Genomic DNA, 15,814 nt, shown 5'->3' on the forward strand with positions numbered 1-15,814 from the left:
GTCTTCAGGGCGTGACCTTCGAGGAGTACGTCGGCAGCCGCGGCCCGGCTCTGTTGCGCCTGGCCCGGCTGCTGACCGGGGACGCGCACCGCGCCGAGGACCTGACCCAGGACGTGCTGGCCCGCGCGTACGTGCACTGGCGGAAGATCGCCCGGGCCGACCGGCCCGACGTGTACGTGCGGCGGATGCTGGTCAACGCGAACAGCTCGTGGTGGCGCCGGCGGTCCAGCCGGGAGCTGGCCGTCGACACCTTCGCCGAGCGGCCCGAGCGCGGTGACCTCGGCGGTGAGGCGGCCGACCGGGACGAGATGTGGCGGCTGATCCGCGCCCTCCCGGACCGCCAACGCGCCGTGCTGGTGCTGCGCTACTACGAGGACCTGGACGACGCCACGATCGCCCAGATCCTCGACTGCTCGCCGGTCACCGTCCGCACCCACGCGATGCGGGCGCTCGCCCAGCTCCGGGAGCGCTGCGGCGTCCCGACGACCAAGGGGAGCCGGCCGTGACCGACCTCGACCAGCGGATCACCTCGGTGCTGCGGGAGCACGCCGAGGGGGAGACCGACACCCACCGCCTGCTCCGGGAGTCCCGCGCCCGGGGCCGCCGCCGCCAACTGCGCCGCCGGGTCGCCGCCGGCACCGCGCTCGCGCTGGTCGGCGTCGCCGGTTTCGCCGGCGTGACCGGCACCGACGTCAGCGGCCTGACCGGCCGGCTGCCCTGGACGGCGGCGACCCCCGCGACCGCGGCCCCGCCGGTGCCACCCCGGGCCGACGGGGTGCCCGGGGCGGCCGCCGACCCGGCCCGGGTCGGCACCGACCCGCGGGTGCTGCACTTCGGCGTCGACCCGGCGCAGGCCCGGTACCTGGGCTGGGGAGTCAGCAACAACCAGGTCGAGTCGATCCGGGTCGAGACCCCGGCCGGGCGGCGGATCACGGTGGAGGTGGCCCGCTCCGAGGCGGCCCTCGGTGGCGCGGGGATCGAGGGGTTCCCGGTCGACCTGCCGAGGCCCGCCTTCGACGGCGGAATCCAGCGGGTGGCCTTGGGCGGCGGTCTGAGCGGGTACCTGACCTGGTTCCGCCCTGCGGCGGGCCTCTTCGTCCGGGCGAGCATCACGGGTGGGGACCCGCTCGCGCTCACCCGCGGCCTCGAGGCGCTCCGCTGGGACGAGGCTCGCCGGTGCGCCGCGCCGGTGCGGCTCGACGCGCTGCCGGCCGACGCCACGGTCGACTCCTGCCGGGTCGACCTCTCCTCGTACCCGGGACTGGTCACCGCGCAGCTCGGCGTGCGGGGGGACCGGGAGCAGCACATGGCGGTCTGGTACCGGTACGCGGTGCAGGCCGGTACGAACGCCAAGTCCAACCGGACGTTCGGCGGCCGGCCGGCGTACGTGCCGCCGAACGGCTGGACCATCGACCTGGTCGGCGTCCCCAAGGTGGAGCTGAGGGCCACCTTCGATGCGTCGGGCGAGGGCTTCACCGAGGCGGACGCGGGCACGCTGCTGGCCGGGGCGCGGCTGGCGGAGGACCCGACCCGCCTTGAGACCTGGCCCTGACCGGGCCTCGCCGGCCGGACCCGCCCGACCCGGGTCGGTCCGGCCGGCGGACCGTACGCTTGGTGACCGTGAGCCCCCGTCGCAACCGTCCCCGCCGGGACGAGACCGCCCACCTGGACTCCGAGCGGGCCCGCCAGGGCGTGCCGACCGTCCAGCAGTGGCGCGACGGCGACTGGCAGGTGCGCGGGATCACCGGCGGGGCGTCGGTGAAGACGTACCGGTGCCCCGGCTGTGACCAGGAGATCCGTCCCGGTGTGGCGCACGTGGTGGCCTGGCCGGCCGACGACCGGGGTGACCTGACCGACCGCCGGCACTGGCACAGCGGCTGCTGGCGGGCCCGGGACCGGCGCGGACCGAACCTCCAGCGCGGCCGGGGCGCCCCCCGGCACGGCTGAGCGATCTGGATCACCCTGTTTCCGCCCCGGCGGGCGGCGCGGACGGCGGCGCGGGAGACTGGAGCGGTGAGCACACCGATCCGTGCGTCGTCGATCCTGCCCGGCCGCCGGGAGGACATCGAGCTGCACACCGCCGACGGGCTGACGCTGGTCGGCGAGCTGGCCCGGCCGCTGGAGCGGGAGCCGGTCGGCACCCTGGTCTGCCTGCACCCGCTGCCCACCCACGGCGGGATGATGGACAGCCACGTGTTCCGCAAGGCGGCCTGGCGGCTGCCCGCGCTGGCCGACCTTGCCGTGCTCCGCTTCAACACCCGGGGCACCAGCAGCGTCCGCGGCACCAGCGGGGGGACCTTCGACGGCGCGGTCGGCGAGCGCTTCGACGTGGCCGCCGCCATCGAGTACGCCGAGTTCCACGAGCTGCCGAACATCTGGCTGGTCGGCTGGTCGTTCGGCACCGACCTGGCGCTGAAGTACGGCTGCGACCCGGCCGTGGCCGGTGCCATCCTGCTCTCGCCGCCGCTGCGTTACTCCGCGCCCGCCGACCTGACCGTCTGGGCCGAGTCGGGCCGGCCGCTCACCGCCCTGGTTCCCGAGTTCGACGACTACCTGCGCCCCGAGGAGGCCCGGCAGCGCTTCGCCGCGGTGCCGCAGGCCGAGGTGGTCGGGGTGCCCGGCGCGAAGCACCTCTGGGTCGGCGACGCGGAGACCGTGCTCAACGAGATCGTCAGCCGGGTCAACCCGTCCGTGCCGGTCCCGCTGCCGACCACCTGGGACGGCCCCATGGAGACCGGCGACGCCAGCGCGTACGCCGACCGGACGGTGGCCGCCTTCGCCGACACCCCGGTGCCCGGCCCGGAACAGCGCCGCGCCGGCTGACGGTCAGCGGGACTCCTGCCGGGGCAGCACCACCTCGCGCAGGATGAGCTGGAGCGCGGCGACCGTGGGGATGGCGATCAGGGCGCCGACCACGCCCAGCAGCGACACCCCGAGCAGGGCGGCCAGCAGCGCGGCCACCTCGTTCACCGAGACCGCCCGGCGCATGATCTTCGGGTAGATCAGGTAGTTCTCGACCTGCTGGTAGATGAGGAAGAAGACCAGGCAGGCGATGCCGACCGGCAGGTCGGTGGCGAGCCCGACCAGGGTCACCACCACGGCGCCCAGGGTGGCCCCGATCTGCGGGATCAGGTCGGTCACCGCGACCACCACGGCCAGGGCGAAGGGGTACGGCAGCCCGACCACCAGCGCGAACACGAAGGTGCTCGCCCCGGCCAGCACCGCGATGGCCAGGGCGCCCACCATGTACGCGCCGACCCGGGCCAGGATCTCGTCGCCGATGAGGCGGACCCGCTCCCGGCGGGTCCGGGGCACCAGCGCGTACCCGAGGTCGCGCAGCTTGTTGAAGTAGGCCAGGAAGTAGATCGTCAGCACCAGCACGGTCAGCGCCCGGAAGATGGTGCCGAAGATGAGCTGCGCCCCGCCCAGCACGCCGCCGAGGGCCCGGCCGATGGTGTCCGCGTTCGCCGCCGACTGGACGCGCTGCATCACGTCGTAGCGCTCGACGAAGTCGTTGACGGTGGGGTTGCGGCGCAGCTCGTCGACGTAGCCGGGAAGGTGGTCGATGAACTGCCCGGACTGGGTCACCACCGGTGGCACCAGCGCCAGCAGCCCGCCGATGATCAGCAGCACGACGGTCAGCGTCACCACCGCCACGGCCAGCCCCTGCGGCAGCCCCCACCGGCGCAACCGCACCACGGCCGGGTGCAGGCCGACGGCGAGGAAGAGCGCGATCACCACCAGGACCAGGATGCCGGTCGAGTTCCGGACGCCCAGGAACACCGTGTACGCCAGCAGCACGCCGAGCGCCCCGGTGAAGCCGATCAGGAAGCTGCTGCGCCGCAGCGGCCGGCCCGGCACACCGAAGCGCCCGCTCGGCTCGAACTCGGTCTCGGCCGCGACCTCGGCCAGTGACGGCGTGCCCGCCGGGGCTGGTGCGGCGGCCGGTTCCCGGGTGCCGGGGCGGCGGGGTGTGGCGCTCGCGCCGGGCGGATCCGGGTCGGGGCGCGGGTCGTCGTCCGGGCCGGCGGATCCGTCCTGCGACACCCGTGCCTCCCCGGCTCCCGCTCCGGCCCGGCGGAGCGCCCTGCGGCGGACCGTGTGCACCGGACGAGTGCTCGGCGGTGCAGCCCGTGCCCCGCACGTTAGCGGTCGGCGTCCGCCCCGGCCATCCCCCTGCTCGATCACGCCGTGCGGTGGCGCCGACCGGGAGGGTCAGTCCTTGTCGACGGTGACGGTGCTCGGCTTGGCGCTGCGCTCGTCGGTGGTCGGCTTGGTCGGGCGCTTGCCGTTCTCGCCGGTGCTGGTGATCTTCGTGGGGGTGGCGCCCCGGCCGCCCTCGCCCGGCACGGCGGCCACGGTGGGCTCGCCGTCCACGCCGGCGCTGGCGCCGGAACCGTCCACGGTGGTCACGGGTTCGGCGACCGGGCGGGACTTCGCGGCGTCCGCCGCCGGCTCGCCGGCCTCGGCGGGGGCGCCGCCGTTGGGGGAGACCGTCGCGGTGCCCTTGGCGGTGGCGGGCACCGGCGCCCGGTCGCCCGCCGGCGTGCCGTTCGCCTCGCGGCCGCCCGCCGCCGTGGCCAGCTCGCCCGGGTCGACGGGAGTGGCGGCCAGGCCGGCCGGCCCGGCCTCCGTGCGCAGCTCGGCGAGCCGGCGCTGGAGGTCGTCGGACTCCTGGCGGGACTTCCAGGTCTCCGTGCGCAGGTCGGCCAGTTCCTGCTGCGCGTTGGCGATCTCCAGCATCACCTGGGCGAGCTGCTGCCGGCCGGCGGCCACCTCCTGCTGGGTGGCGGCGAGGTGCTGCTGGGTGGTGGCCAGGTGCTGCTGGGTGGTGGCCGCGTACTCCTCGAACTGCCGCCGCGAGGCGGCCACGTGCTCGTCGGCCTTGCGGCGCTTGTCGGCGGCGTCCGCCTCGGCCCGGCGCAGCAGCTCGGTGGCCTCCTCCTCGGCCCGCTGGCGCATGGTGAGCGCGTCCTGCTCGGCGGCCTGCCGGAGCTCCGCCGCGCCCTGCTCGATCTCCGCGCGCCGGGCCGTGTAGGCCTTCTCCAGCTCGTCCTGCCGCCTGGTGTGCTGCTTGTCCAGCTCGTCGCGGCGCTTGGCGAACTCCTGCTCGGCGGTGGCGCGGCGCTGGGCCAGCTCCTTGGCCGCCGTCTCCTGCCGCGCCTTGACCTCCTTCTCCACGCCGGCCCGCCAGGCGCCCAGCTCCTGCTGGGTCTGGGCACGGGCCTGCTGGACGTACGCCTCGGTCTCGCTCCGCATCCGCTGCACGTAGGCCTCGACCTCGGCGCGGTTGCGCTTGCCGGCCTCGGCGGCCTCGGTGGTGAGCCGGTTGGCCTCGGTGCGGGCCCGGCCGCGGGTGACCTTCGCCGCCTCCTCCGCGTCGTCGACGATCTTCTTGGCCTCGGTGAGCGCCTTGGCGTGGGTGGCCCGGCCGGCCTCGGCGGCGGAGTCGGTGAGCCGCTTGGCCTCCTGCTGGGCCTTGGCGTGCACCTCCTTGGCCGCCTCGCGGAGCTGGGTGGCCTCCTGCTGGGCCTTGGCCAGCGCCTCCTTGGCGGCCTCGCGCAGCCGGGTGGACTCCTGCTGGGCGCGGGTGTGGATCTCCTTGGCGGTGTCCCGGAGCTGGGTGGCCTCCTGCTGCGCCCTGGCCAGCGAGTCCTGGGCGTCCTTCCGAAGCTTCTCGGCCTCGGCCCGGGCCGCGGAGAGGGTGGACTTGGCCTCGGCCCGGGCCGCGGAGAGGGTGGACTCCGCCTCGGCCTTGCGGGCGGCGGTGTGCCGCTCCTCTTCGGCCCGGCGGGCCGCCAGGGCGATCTCGAAGTCCTTGAGGGCCTGGGCCGCCTGCTCCCGGGCCTCCTCGATGATGTGCTCGGCGGCCGCCCGCCGCGCCTCGATCTCCTCGTTGGCGGCGGCCAGGATGTCGTCGGCCTGTTCCTCGGCCATGGTGAGGATCTGCTCGACCCGGGGACCGAGATGCCGGAACGAGGCCCGGTCCACCACACCCACCTGCTTGCGCACCTGGGCGAGGTCGCGTTGCAGCACCTCGACCTGGCCGGCCAGCTTGTGGATCTGGGTGTACGCCTGTTCCCGCTCGGTCGTCAGCGCGGAGATCTCGTGCTCCGCACGAGCGACGTAACGGTCGACCTGTCGTTTGTCGTACCCCCGCAGAGCGGACTCGAAGCTGGGCTCCGTGGTCACGTCCCCGCCGAGGGCGAACAGTTCCTCGCCGTGCGACATGCCCCCATCCTCACACGCATCCGGCCCTGCTGGGGCGATACGGACGCCCCTGTTGGGAGGTGCATCCCACTGAACTGGCGAAACGGCCGGGAAAGCATGACGGCGCGGGGCGGCACCGGTCACCCGGTGTCACCCCGCGCCGCGGCTCATGCCCCGTCTGCGGGTGGTGGGGTCAGCTGGCCGACTCGGCCGTGACCTTCTTGTCGGCGCCGTCGGCCTTCGGGGCCTCCGGCTTGTTGGCGCCCGCCGCCGGCACGCCCGGCACGATGCCGGCCAGACCGGAGAGCATCTGCCCGAGCTGCGAGGTGACCGCGTCCTTCTGCCGGGTGAGGTCCTCGACCTCGCGGCGGGCCGCCTGGGTGGTCAGCTCGGCCTCGGTGCGGGCCTCGCTGAGCAGTCGCTGCGCCTCGGCCCTGGCCTCGGACACGGTCTTGTCGGCCAGCGCCTTGGCCTTCTCGACGGTGTCGGTGGCGGTGCGCTCGGACTCGACCCGGCGGGCCTCGGCCCGCTGCTCGATCTCCTTGGCCCGCTCCTGGGCGGCATGGGCGCGCTGCTCGGCCTCGCTGACCAGCTTCTGGGTCTGCGCGACCTGGGCGGCGTGCCGCTGGGACTCCTCGCGCTCGGCCTTCTCGCGCCGCTCGGCGAGCTGGAGCTCCAGGGCCTGGAGGTCCTTGTCGCGCTTGTCCCGCGCGTCGGTGAGCAGCTTGGTGGCCTCGGCCCGCTTCTCCTCGGCCTCGCGGGCGGCCTTCGCGCGCTGCTGGGTGATCTCCCGCTCGGCGGTGGCGCGCAGGGTGGCGACCTCGCGCTCGACCGTGGACTTCAGCTCGGCCACCTCGTGGGCGGTGACCGTGCGCAGCTGCTTGGTCTCCCGGTCGGCGTCGGCGCGCAGGGTGTCGGCCTCGCGGCGGGCCTGCACGCGGACCTCGGCGGCCTCGCGCTCGGCGGCGGTGCGGACGCTGCCGGCCTCGCGCTCGGCGGTGGCCTTCATGGCGGCCGCCTCGGCGCGGGCCTTGTCGGTGATCTCCCGGGCCTCGAGGCGGGCGGCGGAGAGGATGCCCTCCGACTCGCGCTTGGCCTCGTTGCGGTGGTCGTTGGCCTGCTCCTCGGCCAGCCGGAGGATCTGCTCGACGCGGGTGCCCAGGCCGGAGAGGGTCGGCCGGCTGTTCTCCTCGAGCTGCTTGTTGGTCTCGGTGAGCTTCTGCTCGAGCGCGCCCTGGCGCTGCTCGGCCTGGCGCAGCCGCCGCTGCGCGTCGTTCATCCGCTGCTCGGCCTCGGCGCGGGCCTGCTCGGACTGGCTCAGGGCGGCGGTCAGCCGGCCGATGAAGTCGTCGACCTGGTTGGTGTTGTAACCACGCAGGCCAACGGTGAAATCGGGCTGTGAGTTCGCGTTATCGAAGAACGCAAGAGGGGAGGACTGCTGCTGGGGCATTGGGACATACTCGCAGACGCCCCAGGGTGCTTCGCAAGAGCGGTCCGCAGCTTTCGTGTCCTGTTTACATGGTCAACTTCGCCGCGTGCCGGGACCGGGCCAACTGGCGATCTTGGCAGGTCCCGGGCGGGTCGGGCGACCCCTCGGCAAGGACGCGAAAAGGGCCGCGGGTGGGTGCCCGCGGCCCTTTGTCGTGCGGCAATCGAATGGTGTTGCGGCCTACCGGAAAGGCAATGCCGTCGGTCAGTGCCCGCGGAACCGGTTGATCGCGGTTTCGTGCCGGGCGCGCAGCTCGGTGTCCCGCACGCCGAGACCGTCGGTGGGCGCCAGGCAGCGCACGCCGACCTTGCCCTGGTGCGCGTTGCGGTGCACCTCGTACGCGGCCTGGCCGGTCTGCTCCAGCGGGTAGGTCCGGGACACCGTCGGGTGCACCTTGCCGAGCGCCACGAGCCGGTTGGCCTGCCACGCCTCGTGGTAGTTGGCGAAGTGGCTGCCGACGATCCGCTTCAGGTGCATCCACAGGTAGCGGTTGTCGTACTGGTGCAGGTAGCCGCTCGTGGAGGCGCAGGTGACGATGGTGCCGCCCTTCTTGGCCACGTAGACGCTGGCGCCGAAGGTCTCCCGGCCCGGGTGCTCGAAGACGATGTCCGGGTCCTCGCCACCGGTCAGCTCGCGGATGCGCTCCCCGAAGCGGCGCCACTCGTCCTGGTCCTGGGTCTCCTCGTCCTTCCAGAACCGGAAGCCCTCGGCGGTGCGGTCGATGACCAGCTCGGCGCCCATCTTCCGGCACAGCTCGGCCTTCTCCGGGGAGGAGACCACGCAGACCGGGATGGCCCCGCCGCCCAGCGCCATCTGGGTGGCGTAGCCGCCCAGGCCGCCGGAGGCGCCCCAGATCAGCACCACGTCGCCCTGCTTCATGTTCGCCCCGTGGTGGGAGACCAGCTGCCGGTACGCCGTGGAGTTGACCAGCCCCGGGCTGGCCGCCTCCTCCCAGCTCAGGTGGCGGGGCTTCGGCATGAGCTGGTTGGCCTTGACCACGGCCAGCTCGGCCAGGCCGCCGAAGTTGGTCTCGAAGCCCCAGATCCGCTGCTGCGGGTCGAGCATGGTGTCGTCGTGGCCGGCGGCGTCCTCCAGCTCCACGGAGAGGCAGTGCGCGACCACCTCGTCGCCCGCCTTCCACCGGGTCACGCCCGGCCCGGTCCGCAGCACCACGCCGGCCGCGTCCGACCCGACCACGTGGTACGGCAGGTCGTGCCGGCGGGTCAGCTCGGAGAGCCGGCCGTAGCGCTGGAGGAACTTGAAGGTGGGCAGCGGCTCGAAGATGCTGGTCCACACGGTGTTGTAGTTGATGGCGCTGGCCATCACGGCGACGAGCGCCTCGCCGGGGCCCAGCTCGGGGGTGGGCACCTCCTGGACGTGCAGCGCCTTGCGCGGGTCCTTGTCCCGGGTGGCCATGCCGTCGAACATCCGGGTGTCCTCGGCGCGGACCACCACGCCCCGGTAGGTCTCCGGTACCGGCAGGCCGGCGATGCCGGCGAGTTCCCTCTCCGGCTGCGCGGAGCCCTCCGCCGCCATGATCGCTTCGAGGATGTCCTGCACGGTGACCTCCCGTTCGTTGCGCACCCGCACCGGGCGGGCAGGGGTGCTGCCATCGTCGGCGCCGGTGCGACGGGACCGCCATGTCGGCAATCGACACATCCGGCACCGGTCGCACTCCTGTGGCCCCGGACGTTACTGAACGGTAGCTAGGGCGGGAAGTCCTCTGTGAAAAACTGCATCCGCCGATGCGTGGAGGTGTCCGTGGGAACGTGAAACCGCGCAGTGCCGCGCTGTGTCCCAGGTAGGAGGAAGGGGCTCCGGCCACCTCGGCCGGAGCCCCTCGGCGTGGCTCAGTGCCCGGTCGCCGCCGGCTCGACCAGCTCGACCAGGACGCCCCCGGCGTCCTTCGGGTGCACGAAGTTGATCCGCGAGTCGGCGGTGCCCCGCTTCGGCTTCTCGTAGAGCAGCCGCACGCCGCGCTCGCGCAGCGCCGCGCAGGCCGCGTCGATGTCGGTCACCGTGTACGCGACCTGCTGCACGCCCGGCCCGTTGCGGTCCAGGAACTTGGCGATCGTCGAGGACGGCGACAGCGGGGCGAGCAGCTGGAGGCAGCCGCCCTCGGTGGTCGGCCCGACCGCGAGCATCGCCTCGCGTACGCCCTGTTCCTCGTTGGTCTCCGTGTGCACGCAGCGCATCCCGAAGGTGCGCCCGTAGAAGTCGATCGCGGCGCCCAGGTCGGCCACGGCGATCCCGACGTGGTCGATGCGGCGCAGGCCGATGTCGGTGACATGGTCGGCGGCGGGCTCGACGGGGGAGTTCTCAGCCATGGCGCCAGTGTGGCCGAACAATCGTTAAGGCGTACAGGTCGGCAATCTCACGCCGCCGGATCGGACCCCGCCCGAACGTCTCCGCCCCGAGCCTCAGCCGAACGGGCTACCCCGAACGAGGTCACCGGGCCGACATCCGCCGTACACCCGAGCCGGCGGCCGGCCGCGCTCCGATCGTCCTGCTGGACGGGCGATGCCCCGATGACCAGGTCGCGAGCAGGATTCGAACAGGCACGCACATCAGCAATGGTCGCCCCCCGGCCAGCGCTCGCGGCCCGGGCTCGGGGGCCTCGAGCGGACTCGGGAGTGGTCGGCATGACGCTGGAGCAGTGGGCGGCAGCGGGCGTCGTGTTGGGCGCGATCCTCAGCGCGCTGACCCTGGCCGTGACGGTGAGCCGGCCGTTGCGCCGCCTGGCCCGGCAGAACGAGGAGTTCCGGCAGGACTGGTACGGGGTGCCGGCCCGACCGGGCCACGACGCCATCCCGGGGGTGCCGGAGCGGTTGCGGCGGATCGAGACGGAGCTGCACCCGAACGGACGCGGGACGCTGCGGGACGCGGTCAACGATGCGGAGCGCCGTCTCAAGGACGTGGAGAGCCGCCTCGACGACCACCTCGGCGCGCACCAGGGTGGAAGGCCCGACGGCTGACCCGTGGTGAGCCGGAGTAGCCCCAGCTCATCGATCGTTCGGCATATGCGAACCCGGACGGCGCGCGGTTGATCTGCAACTTGCACACGGTGAAGAGTACGGATGGTGAGTTCACTGTCACGTCCCGTTGCCGCGATCTGGATCCCGTCCCACGTCGACCCGATCGAACCCCACCTCATGGCCTGCCTGGACCACGCGAGGCGCTGCCGCTACGGCCTCCTCGGGATCATCACCACGGCACCGTGGGACGAGGTCAGGCAGATGATGATCGACGGGAAGGTCGACGTGGTGGTGGTCGCGGAACGGGAGCACCTCCCGCCGGACCGGACGCCGCGGATCGAGGTGGCCGCCCGAGGGGTGCGCCCGTCCCTGGCGTCGCTGCCCAGGGGCCCGGTGCCGCCGCGCCGGCGCCGCCCGCGCCAGGGCTGAACGTCCGAACAGCTATCGACCGCCGTGACTGGATCACATTGCGGACGTGCTCGGGGTCACCGTGCTGTCGCCGTCCCCGGGCAGATATGGTGCGTCCTAACAATCGTTAAGGCGTACAGGTCGGCACCCCCTCGGAGGCAGGCATGGCTTCGGTGATCGTCAGCGGCGCGCGGACCCCGATGGGGCGCCTGCTGGGCAACCTCAAGGACCTCCCGGCGACGAAGCTCGGTGGCATCGCGATCAAGGCAGCGCTGGAGCGCTCCGGCGTGGCGCCGGACCAGGTCCAGTACGTGATCATGGGGCAGGTGCTCCAGGCCGGCGCGGGCCAGATCCCGGCCCGCCAGGCCGCCGTCGAGGCGGGCATCCCGATGTCCACCCCGGCGCTGACCATCAACAAGGTCTGCCTCTCCGGCCTGGACGCCATCGCCCTGGCCGACCAGCTCATCCGGGCCGGCGAGTTCGACATCGTGGTGGCCGGCGGCATGGAGTCGATGACCACAGCCCCGCACCTGCTGCTGGGCCAGCGCTCCGGCTACAAGTACGGCGACGTGACGATCAAGGACCACATGGCCCTGGACGGTCTCACCGACGCCTGGGACTGCTGCTCGATGGGCGAGTCCACCGAGCGGCTCGGGGCGAAGCACGGCATCACCCGCGAGGAGCAGGACGCGTTCGCCGCGGCCAGCCACCAGCGCGCCGCCGCCGCCCAGAAGAACGGCCACTTCGCCGAGGAGATCACCCCGGTGATCATCCCGCAGCGCAAGGGCGACCCGCTGGTGGTCAGCGAGGACGAGGGCATCCGCCCGGACACCACCGCCGAGTCGCTCGGCAAGCTCCGCCCGGCCTTCGCGAGAGACGGCACCATCACGGCCGGCAGCTCCTCGCCCATCTCCGACGGCGCCGCCGCGGTGGTCGTCATGAGCAAGGCCAAGGCCAAGGAGCTGGGGCTCACCTGGCTGGCCGAGATCGGCGCGCACGGCAACGTGGCCGGCCCGGACAACTCCCTGCACTCGCAGCCGTCGAACGCCATCCAGCACGCGCTGAAGAAGGGCGGGCTCAGCGTCTCCGACCTCGACCTCATCGAGATCAACGAGGCGTTCGCCCAGGTCGGCATCCAGTCCGCGCGGGACCTCGGGATCAGCACCGACAAGGTGAACGTCAACGGCGGCGCGATCGCGCTCGGCCACCCCATCGGCATGTCCGGCGCCCGGCTGGTGCTGACCCTGGCGCTGGAGCTGAAGCGGCGCGGCGGCGGCACCGGCGCGGCCGCGCTCTGCGGCGGCGGTGGCCAGGGCGACGCGCTGATCATCCACGTCCCGAACGGTGCCGAGAGCTGACTGTGAACAACAGTGTCCAGAACGTCCCGGCGGCGGCCGCCGGCTCGGTGCGCCGCAGCCGGGACGTACCCCTGCTGGTCGAGCGGGCCCGCGCGGGTGACCCCCGCGCGGTGGCCCGGCTGATCACCCTGGTCGAGTCCGGCGACGAGGTGCTGCCGCAGGTCGCGGCGGCCCTCGCGCCCTACTCCGGGCACGCCCAGGTGGTCGGCCTGACCGGCTCGCCGGGGGTGGGCAAGTCCACCACGACCAACGAGCTGGTCCGGGCGCTGCGGGCGCGCGGCCACCGGGTGGGCGTGCTGGCCATCGACCCGTCGAGCCCGTTCACCGGCGGCGCGATCCTCGGTGACCGGGTCCGGATGCAGGACCACGCCACCGACCCCGGCGTCTACATCCGCTCGATGTCCAGCCGGGGCCACCTCGGCGGGCTCTCCGCGGCCACGCCGCAGGCGGTGCGGGTGCTGGAGGGCGCCGGCTGCGACGTGGTGCTGGTGGAGACCGTCGGCGTCGGCCAGGCCGAGGTGGAGGTGGCCTCGCTGGCCGACACCACGCTGGTGCTGCTCGCACCGGGCATGGGCGACGCCATCCAGGCCGTGAAGGCCGGCATCCTGGAGATCGCCGACGTCTTCGTGGTCAACAAGGCCGACCGGGACGGCGCCGACGCCACGGTGCGCGACATCCAGGGCATGATCGCGCTGGGCGAGCGCGGGCCGGGCGAGTGGCGGCCCCAGGTGGTGCGCTCCATCGCCGCCCGCGGCGAGGGCATCGACGACATCGCCGCCGCGATCGACAAGCACCGCGACTGGCTGGAGCGCCACGGGGAGCTGCGCCGCCGCCGGGAGGCGCGGGCCGCCGCCGAGATCGAGGCGATCGCGCTCGGCACCCTGCGGGACCGGATCGGCTCGCTGCGCGACGGTACGCAGCTGCCGACGCTCGCGGCCAGGGTGGCCGACGGCGCGGTCGACCCGTACGCGGCGGCTGGCGAGCTGCTGGCGCAGTTGGGCGCCTGACGGGTCCACTGCGGAGCAACCGCGCCTAGTACGCTCGCACCGCCTCACGGACCCGTGGGGCGGTGCGCGTCTGTGGTGGGAGAGCATGGCTGACGAGGCGACCCAGGAGCTGTCGGTGACCCCGAGCGCGATGGCGGGCGGTGCGACGCACGTCTCCGACGAGGTGGTGGAGAAGATCGCGGTGGCCGCCGCGAAGTCGGTGCCCGGGGTGGCCGAGCTGGGCGGCGACGTGGCCCGCTTCTTCAACGCCGTGCTGGACCGGGTCGGTCTGGACCAGGTGGGCGACGCCCGGCGCGGCTGCTCGGCGCACGTCACCGAGGGCGCGGCGGTGGTCAACCTGGTGATCGTCATCGACGGCGGCCGGCCGGTGCCCGAGGTGACCGACGGGGTCCGCGCCGCCGTGACCTCGGCGGTCGAGGCGTACGGGCTGCGGGTCGACGAGATCAACATCCGGGTCGACGACGTGGCGCTGGGCGGGCCGCTGGTCCCCTCGGCCTGATCAGGTTACCGATCGGTAGGCGCAAGCTTAGCGATCGTTCAGGCTGTCGTTCTACACTCGGTCTGCATCCCAGGACTCGAGGAGGAGCTCCGCGAATGGACGCCGACGAGATCGCCGCCGGTCGGGCCCGCTGGCAGGCCCGCTACGACGCCGCCCGCAAGCGCGACGCGGACTTCACCACCCTGTCCGGGATGGCCGTCGACCCGGTCTACGGGCCGCCGGAGGGGGTGCCCTACCCGGGCTTCGAGCGGATCGGCTGGCCGGGCGAGTTCCCGTACACCCGGGGGCTCTACCCGACCGGCTACCGCGGGCGCACCTGGACCATCCGGCAGTTCGCCGGGTTCGGCAACGCCCAGCAGACCAACGAGCGCTACAAGATGATCCTCGGAGCCGGCGGCGGCGGGCTCTCCGTCGCCTTCGACATGCCGACCCTCATGGGGCGCGACTCCGACGACCCGCAGTCGCTCGGCGAGGTCGGCCACTGCGGCGTGGCGATCGACACGGCCGCCGACATGGAGGTGCTCTTCGACGGCATCGACCTGGCCGGCGTGACCACCTCGATGACCATCTCCGGCCCGGCCGTCCCGGTGTTCTGCATGTACCTGGTCGCCGCCGAGCGGCAGGGCGCCGATCTGTCCACGCTGGACGGCACGCTCCAGACGGACATCTTCAAGGAGTACATCGCGCAGAAGGAGTGGCTCTTCGACCCGGAGCCGCACCTGCGCCTCATCGGCGACCTCATGGAGTACTGCGCCCGGGAGATCCCGCGGTACAAGCCGCTGTCGGTCTCCGGCTACCACATCCGCGAGGCCGGCTCGACCGCCGCCCAGGAGTTGGCGTACACGCTGGCCGACGGGTTCGGCTACGTCGAGCTGGGGCTCTCGCGCGGGCTGGACGTCAACGTCTTCGCCCCGGGCCTGAGCTTCTTCTTCGACTCCCACGTGGACTTCTTCGAGGAGATCGCCAAGTTCCGGGCCGCCCGCCGGATCTGGGCCCGCTGGCTGCGCGACGTCTACGGCGCCACCAGCGAGAAGGCCCAGTGGCTGCGGTTCCACACCCAGACCGCCGGGGTGTCGCTGACCGCCCAGCAGCCGGTCAACAACGTGGTGCGGACCGCCGTGGAGGCCCTGGCGGCCGTGCTCGGCGGCACCAACTCGCTGCACACCAACGCCCTGGACGAGACCCTGGCCCTGCCCACCGACGAGTCCGCCGAGATCGCCCTGCGCACCCAGCAGGTGCTCATGGAGGAGACCGGTGTCGTCAACGTCGCCGACCCGCTCGGCGGCTCCTGGTACGTCGAGGCGCTGACCGACAAGATCGAGGCCGAGGCCGAGGAGATCTTCGCCCGGATCCGGCAGCTCGGCGGCGAGGGTCCGCACAAGATCGGCCCGATGACCTCGGGCATCCTGCGCGGCATCGAGGACGGCTGGTTCACCGGCCACATCGCCGAGTCGGCCTTCGTCTACCAGCAGGCGCTGGAGAAGGGCGACAAGCGGATCGTCGGCGTCAACTGCCACACCGGCACCGTCGCCAAGGACCTGGAGATCCTGCGCATCTCGCACGAGGTCGAGTTGGAGCAGCGCCGGGTGCTCGCCGAGCGCAAGGCGGGCCGCGACGACGCGGCCGTCAAGGCCGCCGTGCAGCGGATGGTCGAGGTCAGCCGGACCGGGGAGAACATGATCCCGGCCATGCTGGACGCGGTCCGGGCCGAGGCCACCCTGGGCGAGATCTGCGACGCGCTGCGGGGCGAGTGGGGCGTCTACCGCGAGCCCGCCCGCTTCTGAGCGCACCGAGGGGCCCCTTCCTGACGCGAGGCGTCGGGAAGGGGCCCCCTCAGTGCATCCCGACCAGGCGTGAGAGTCGCAACT

At 73.2% G+C, this 15,814-nt stretch carries 15 protein-coding genes; 10 read left to right on the plus strand and 5 right to left on the minus strand.

Annotated features, from left to right (window positions below):
* The first annotated feature begins 11 nt into the window (after window positions 1-11).
* From ABZS80_RS27725 to ABZS80_RS27740, 4 genes are all read left to right on the plus strand, one after another.
* Window positions 12-506 (plus strand): SigE family RNA polymerase sigma factor, encoded by a 495-nt coding sequence (locus tag ABZS80_RS27725; RefSeq protein ID WP_355060357.1) that lies wholly within the window; start codon window positions 12-14, stop codon window positions 504-506.
* Window positions 503-1,552 (plus strand): hypothetical protein, encoded by a 1,050-nt coding sequence (locus tag ABZS80_RS27730; protein ID WP_355060359.1) that lies wholly within the window; start codon window positions 503-505, stop codon window positions 1,550-1,552. The genes ABZS80_RS27725 and ABZS80_RS27730 overlap by 4 nt, the downstream gene beginning before the upstream one ends.
* A 62-nt stretch (window positions 1,553-1,614) precedes the next feature.
* Window positions 1,615-1,947 carry a hypothetical protein gene (locus ABZS80_RS27735; RefSeq protein WP_151460937.1) on the plus strand — a complete coding sequence of 111 codons (333 nt, stop codon included), beginning with the start codon at window positions 1,615-1,617 and terminating at the stop codon, window positions 1,945-1,947.
* Window positions 1,948-2,013: 66 nt separating this feature from the next.
* Window positions 2,014-2,823, plus strand: a complete 810-nt coding sequence (locus ABZS80_RS27740; protein WP_355060362.1) for an alpha/beta hydrolase — start codon at window positions 2,014-2,016, stop codon at window positions 2,821-2,823.
* 3 nt (window positions 2,824-2,826) lie between these two features.
* On the opposite strand, the gene ABZS80_RS27745 is transcribed toward ABZS80_RS27740, so the two are convergent.
* The 5 genes from ABZS80_RS27745 to mce all read right to left on the minus strand — a co-directional run bounded on the left by ABZS80_RS27745 (window position 2,827) and on the right by mce (window position 10,026).
* Window positions 2,827-3,912 carry an AI-2E family transporter gene (locus ABZS80_RS27745; protein ID WP_355060458.1) on the minus strand — a complete coding sequence of 362 codons (1,086 nt, stop codon included), beginning with the start codon at window positions 3,910-3,912 and terminating at the stop codon, window positions 2,827-2,829.
* A gap of 303 nt (window positions 3,913-4,215) precedes the next feature.
* A complete protein-coding gene (locus ABZS80_RS27750) occupies window positions 4,216-6,231 on the minus strand; it encodes a hypothetical protein (RefSeq protein WP_355060364.1) in 2,016 nt (671 codons plus the stop codon).
* 172 nt (window positions 6,232-6,403) lie between these two features.
* Window positions 6,404-7,660: a DivIVA domain-containing protein gene (locus ABZS80_RS27755; protein WP_151460934.1), complete on the minus strand. Its 1,257-nt coding sequence runs from the start codon at window positions 7,658-7,660 to the stop codon at window positions 6,404-6,406.
* A gap of 243 nt (window positions 7,661-7,903) precedes the next feature.
* A complete protein-coding gene (ccrA, locus tag ABZS80_RS27760) occupies window positions 7,904-9,259 on the minus strand; it encodes a crotonyl-CoA carboxylase/reductase (protein ID WP_355060460.1) in 1,356 nt (451 codons plus the stop codon).
* A 290-nt stretch (window positions 9,260-9,549) separates the two neighbouring features.
* Window positions 9,550-10,026 (minus strand): methylmalonyl-CoA epimerase, encoded by a 477-nt coding sequence (gene mce / locus ABZS80_RS27765; protein WP_355060366.1) that lies wholly within the window; start codon window positions 10,024-10,026, stop codon window positions 9,550-9,552.
* A 315-nt stretch (window positions 10,027-10,341) separates the two neighbouring features.
* On the opposite strand from mce, the gene ABZS80_RS27770 reads away from it, so the two are divergent.
* The 6 genes from ABZS80_RS27770 to ABZS80_RS27795 all read left to right on the plus strand — a co-directional run bounded on the left by ABZS80_RS27770 (window position 10,342) and on the right by ABZS80_RS27795 (window position 15,730).
* Window positions 10,342-10,674 carry a hypothetical protein gene (locus ABZS80_RS27770; RefSeq protein WP_355060368.1) on the plus strand — a complete coding sequence of 111 codons (333 nt, stop codon included), beginning with the start codon at window positions 10,342-10,344 and terminating at the stop codon, window positions 10,672-10,674.
* Between the two features lie 102 nt (window positions 10,675-10,776).
* Window positions 10,777-11,103: a hypothetical protein gene (locus ABZS80_RS27775; RefSeq protein WP_355060370.1), complete on the plus strand. Its 327-nt coding sequence runs from the start codon at window positions 10,777-10,779 to the stop codon at window positions 11,101-11,103.
* 143 nt (window positions 11,104-11,246) lie between these two features.
* Window positions 11,247-12,440: an acetyl-CoA C-acetyltransferase gene (locus ABZS80_RS27780; protein ID WP_355060372.1), complete on the plus strand. Its 1,194-nt coding sequence runs from the start codon at window positions 11,247-11,249 to the stop codon at window positions 12,438-12,440.
* A 2-nt stretch (window positions 12,441-12,442) separates the two neighbouring features.
* Window positions 12,443-13,447: a methylmalonyl Co-A mutase-associated GTPase MeaB gene (gene meaB / locus ABZS80_RS27785; protein ID WP_355060374.1), complete on the plus strand. Its 1,005-nt coding sequence runs from the start codon at window positions 12,443-12,445 to the stop codon at window positions 13,445-13,447.
* Window positions 13,448-13,532: 85 nt separating this feature from the next.
* Window positions 13,533-13,946, plus strand: coding sequence for an Asp23/Gls24 family envelope stress response protein (locus ABZS80_RS27790; protein ID WP_355060376.1), 414 nt, complete (start codon window positions 13,533-13,535; stop codon window positions 13,944-13,946).
* A 95-nt stretch (window positions 13,947-14,041) separates the two neighbouring features.
* A complete protein-coding gene (locus ABZS80_RS27795) occupies window positions 14,042-15,730 on the plus strand; it encodes a methylmalonyl-CoA mutase family protein (protein WP_355060378.1) in 1,689 nt (562 codons plus the stop codon).
* The last annotated feature ends 84 nt before the right edge of the window (window positions 15,731-15,814 follow it).

Source organism: Micromonospora sp. NPDC005305 (genome assembly GCF_040607315.1).
GTDB lineage: Bacteria > Actinomycetota > Actinomycetes > Mycobacteriales > Micromonosporaceae > Micromonospora.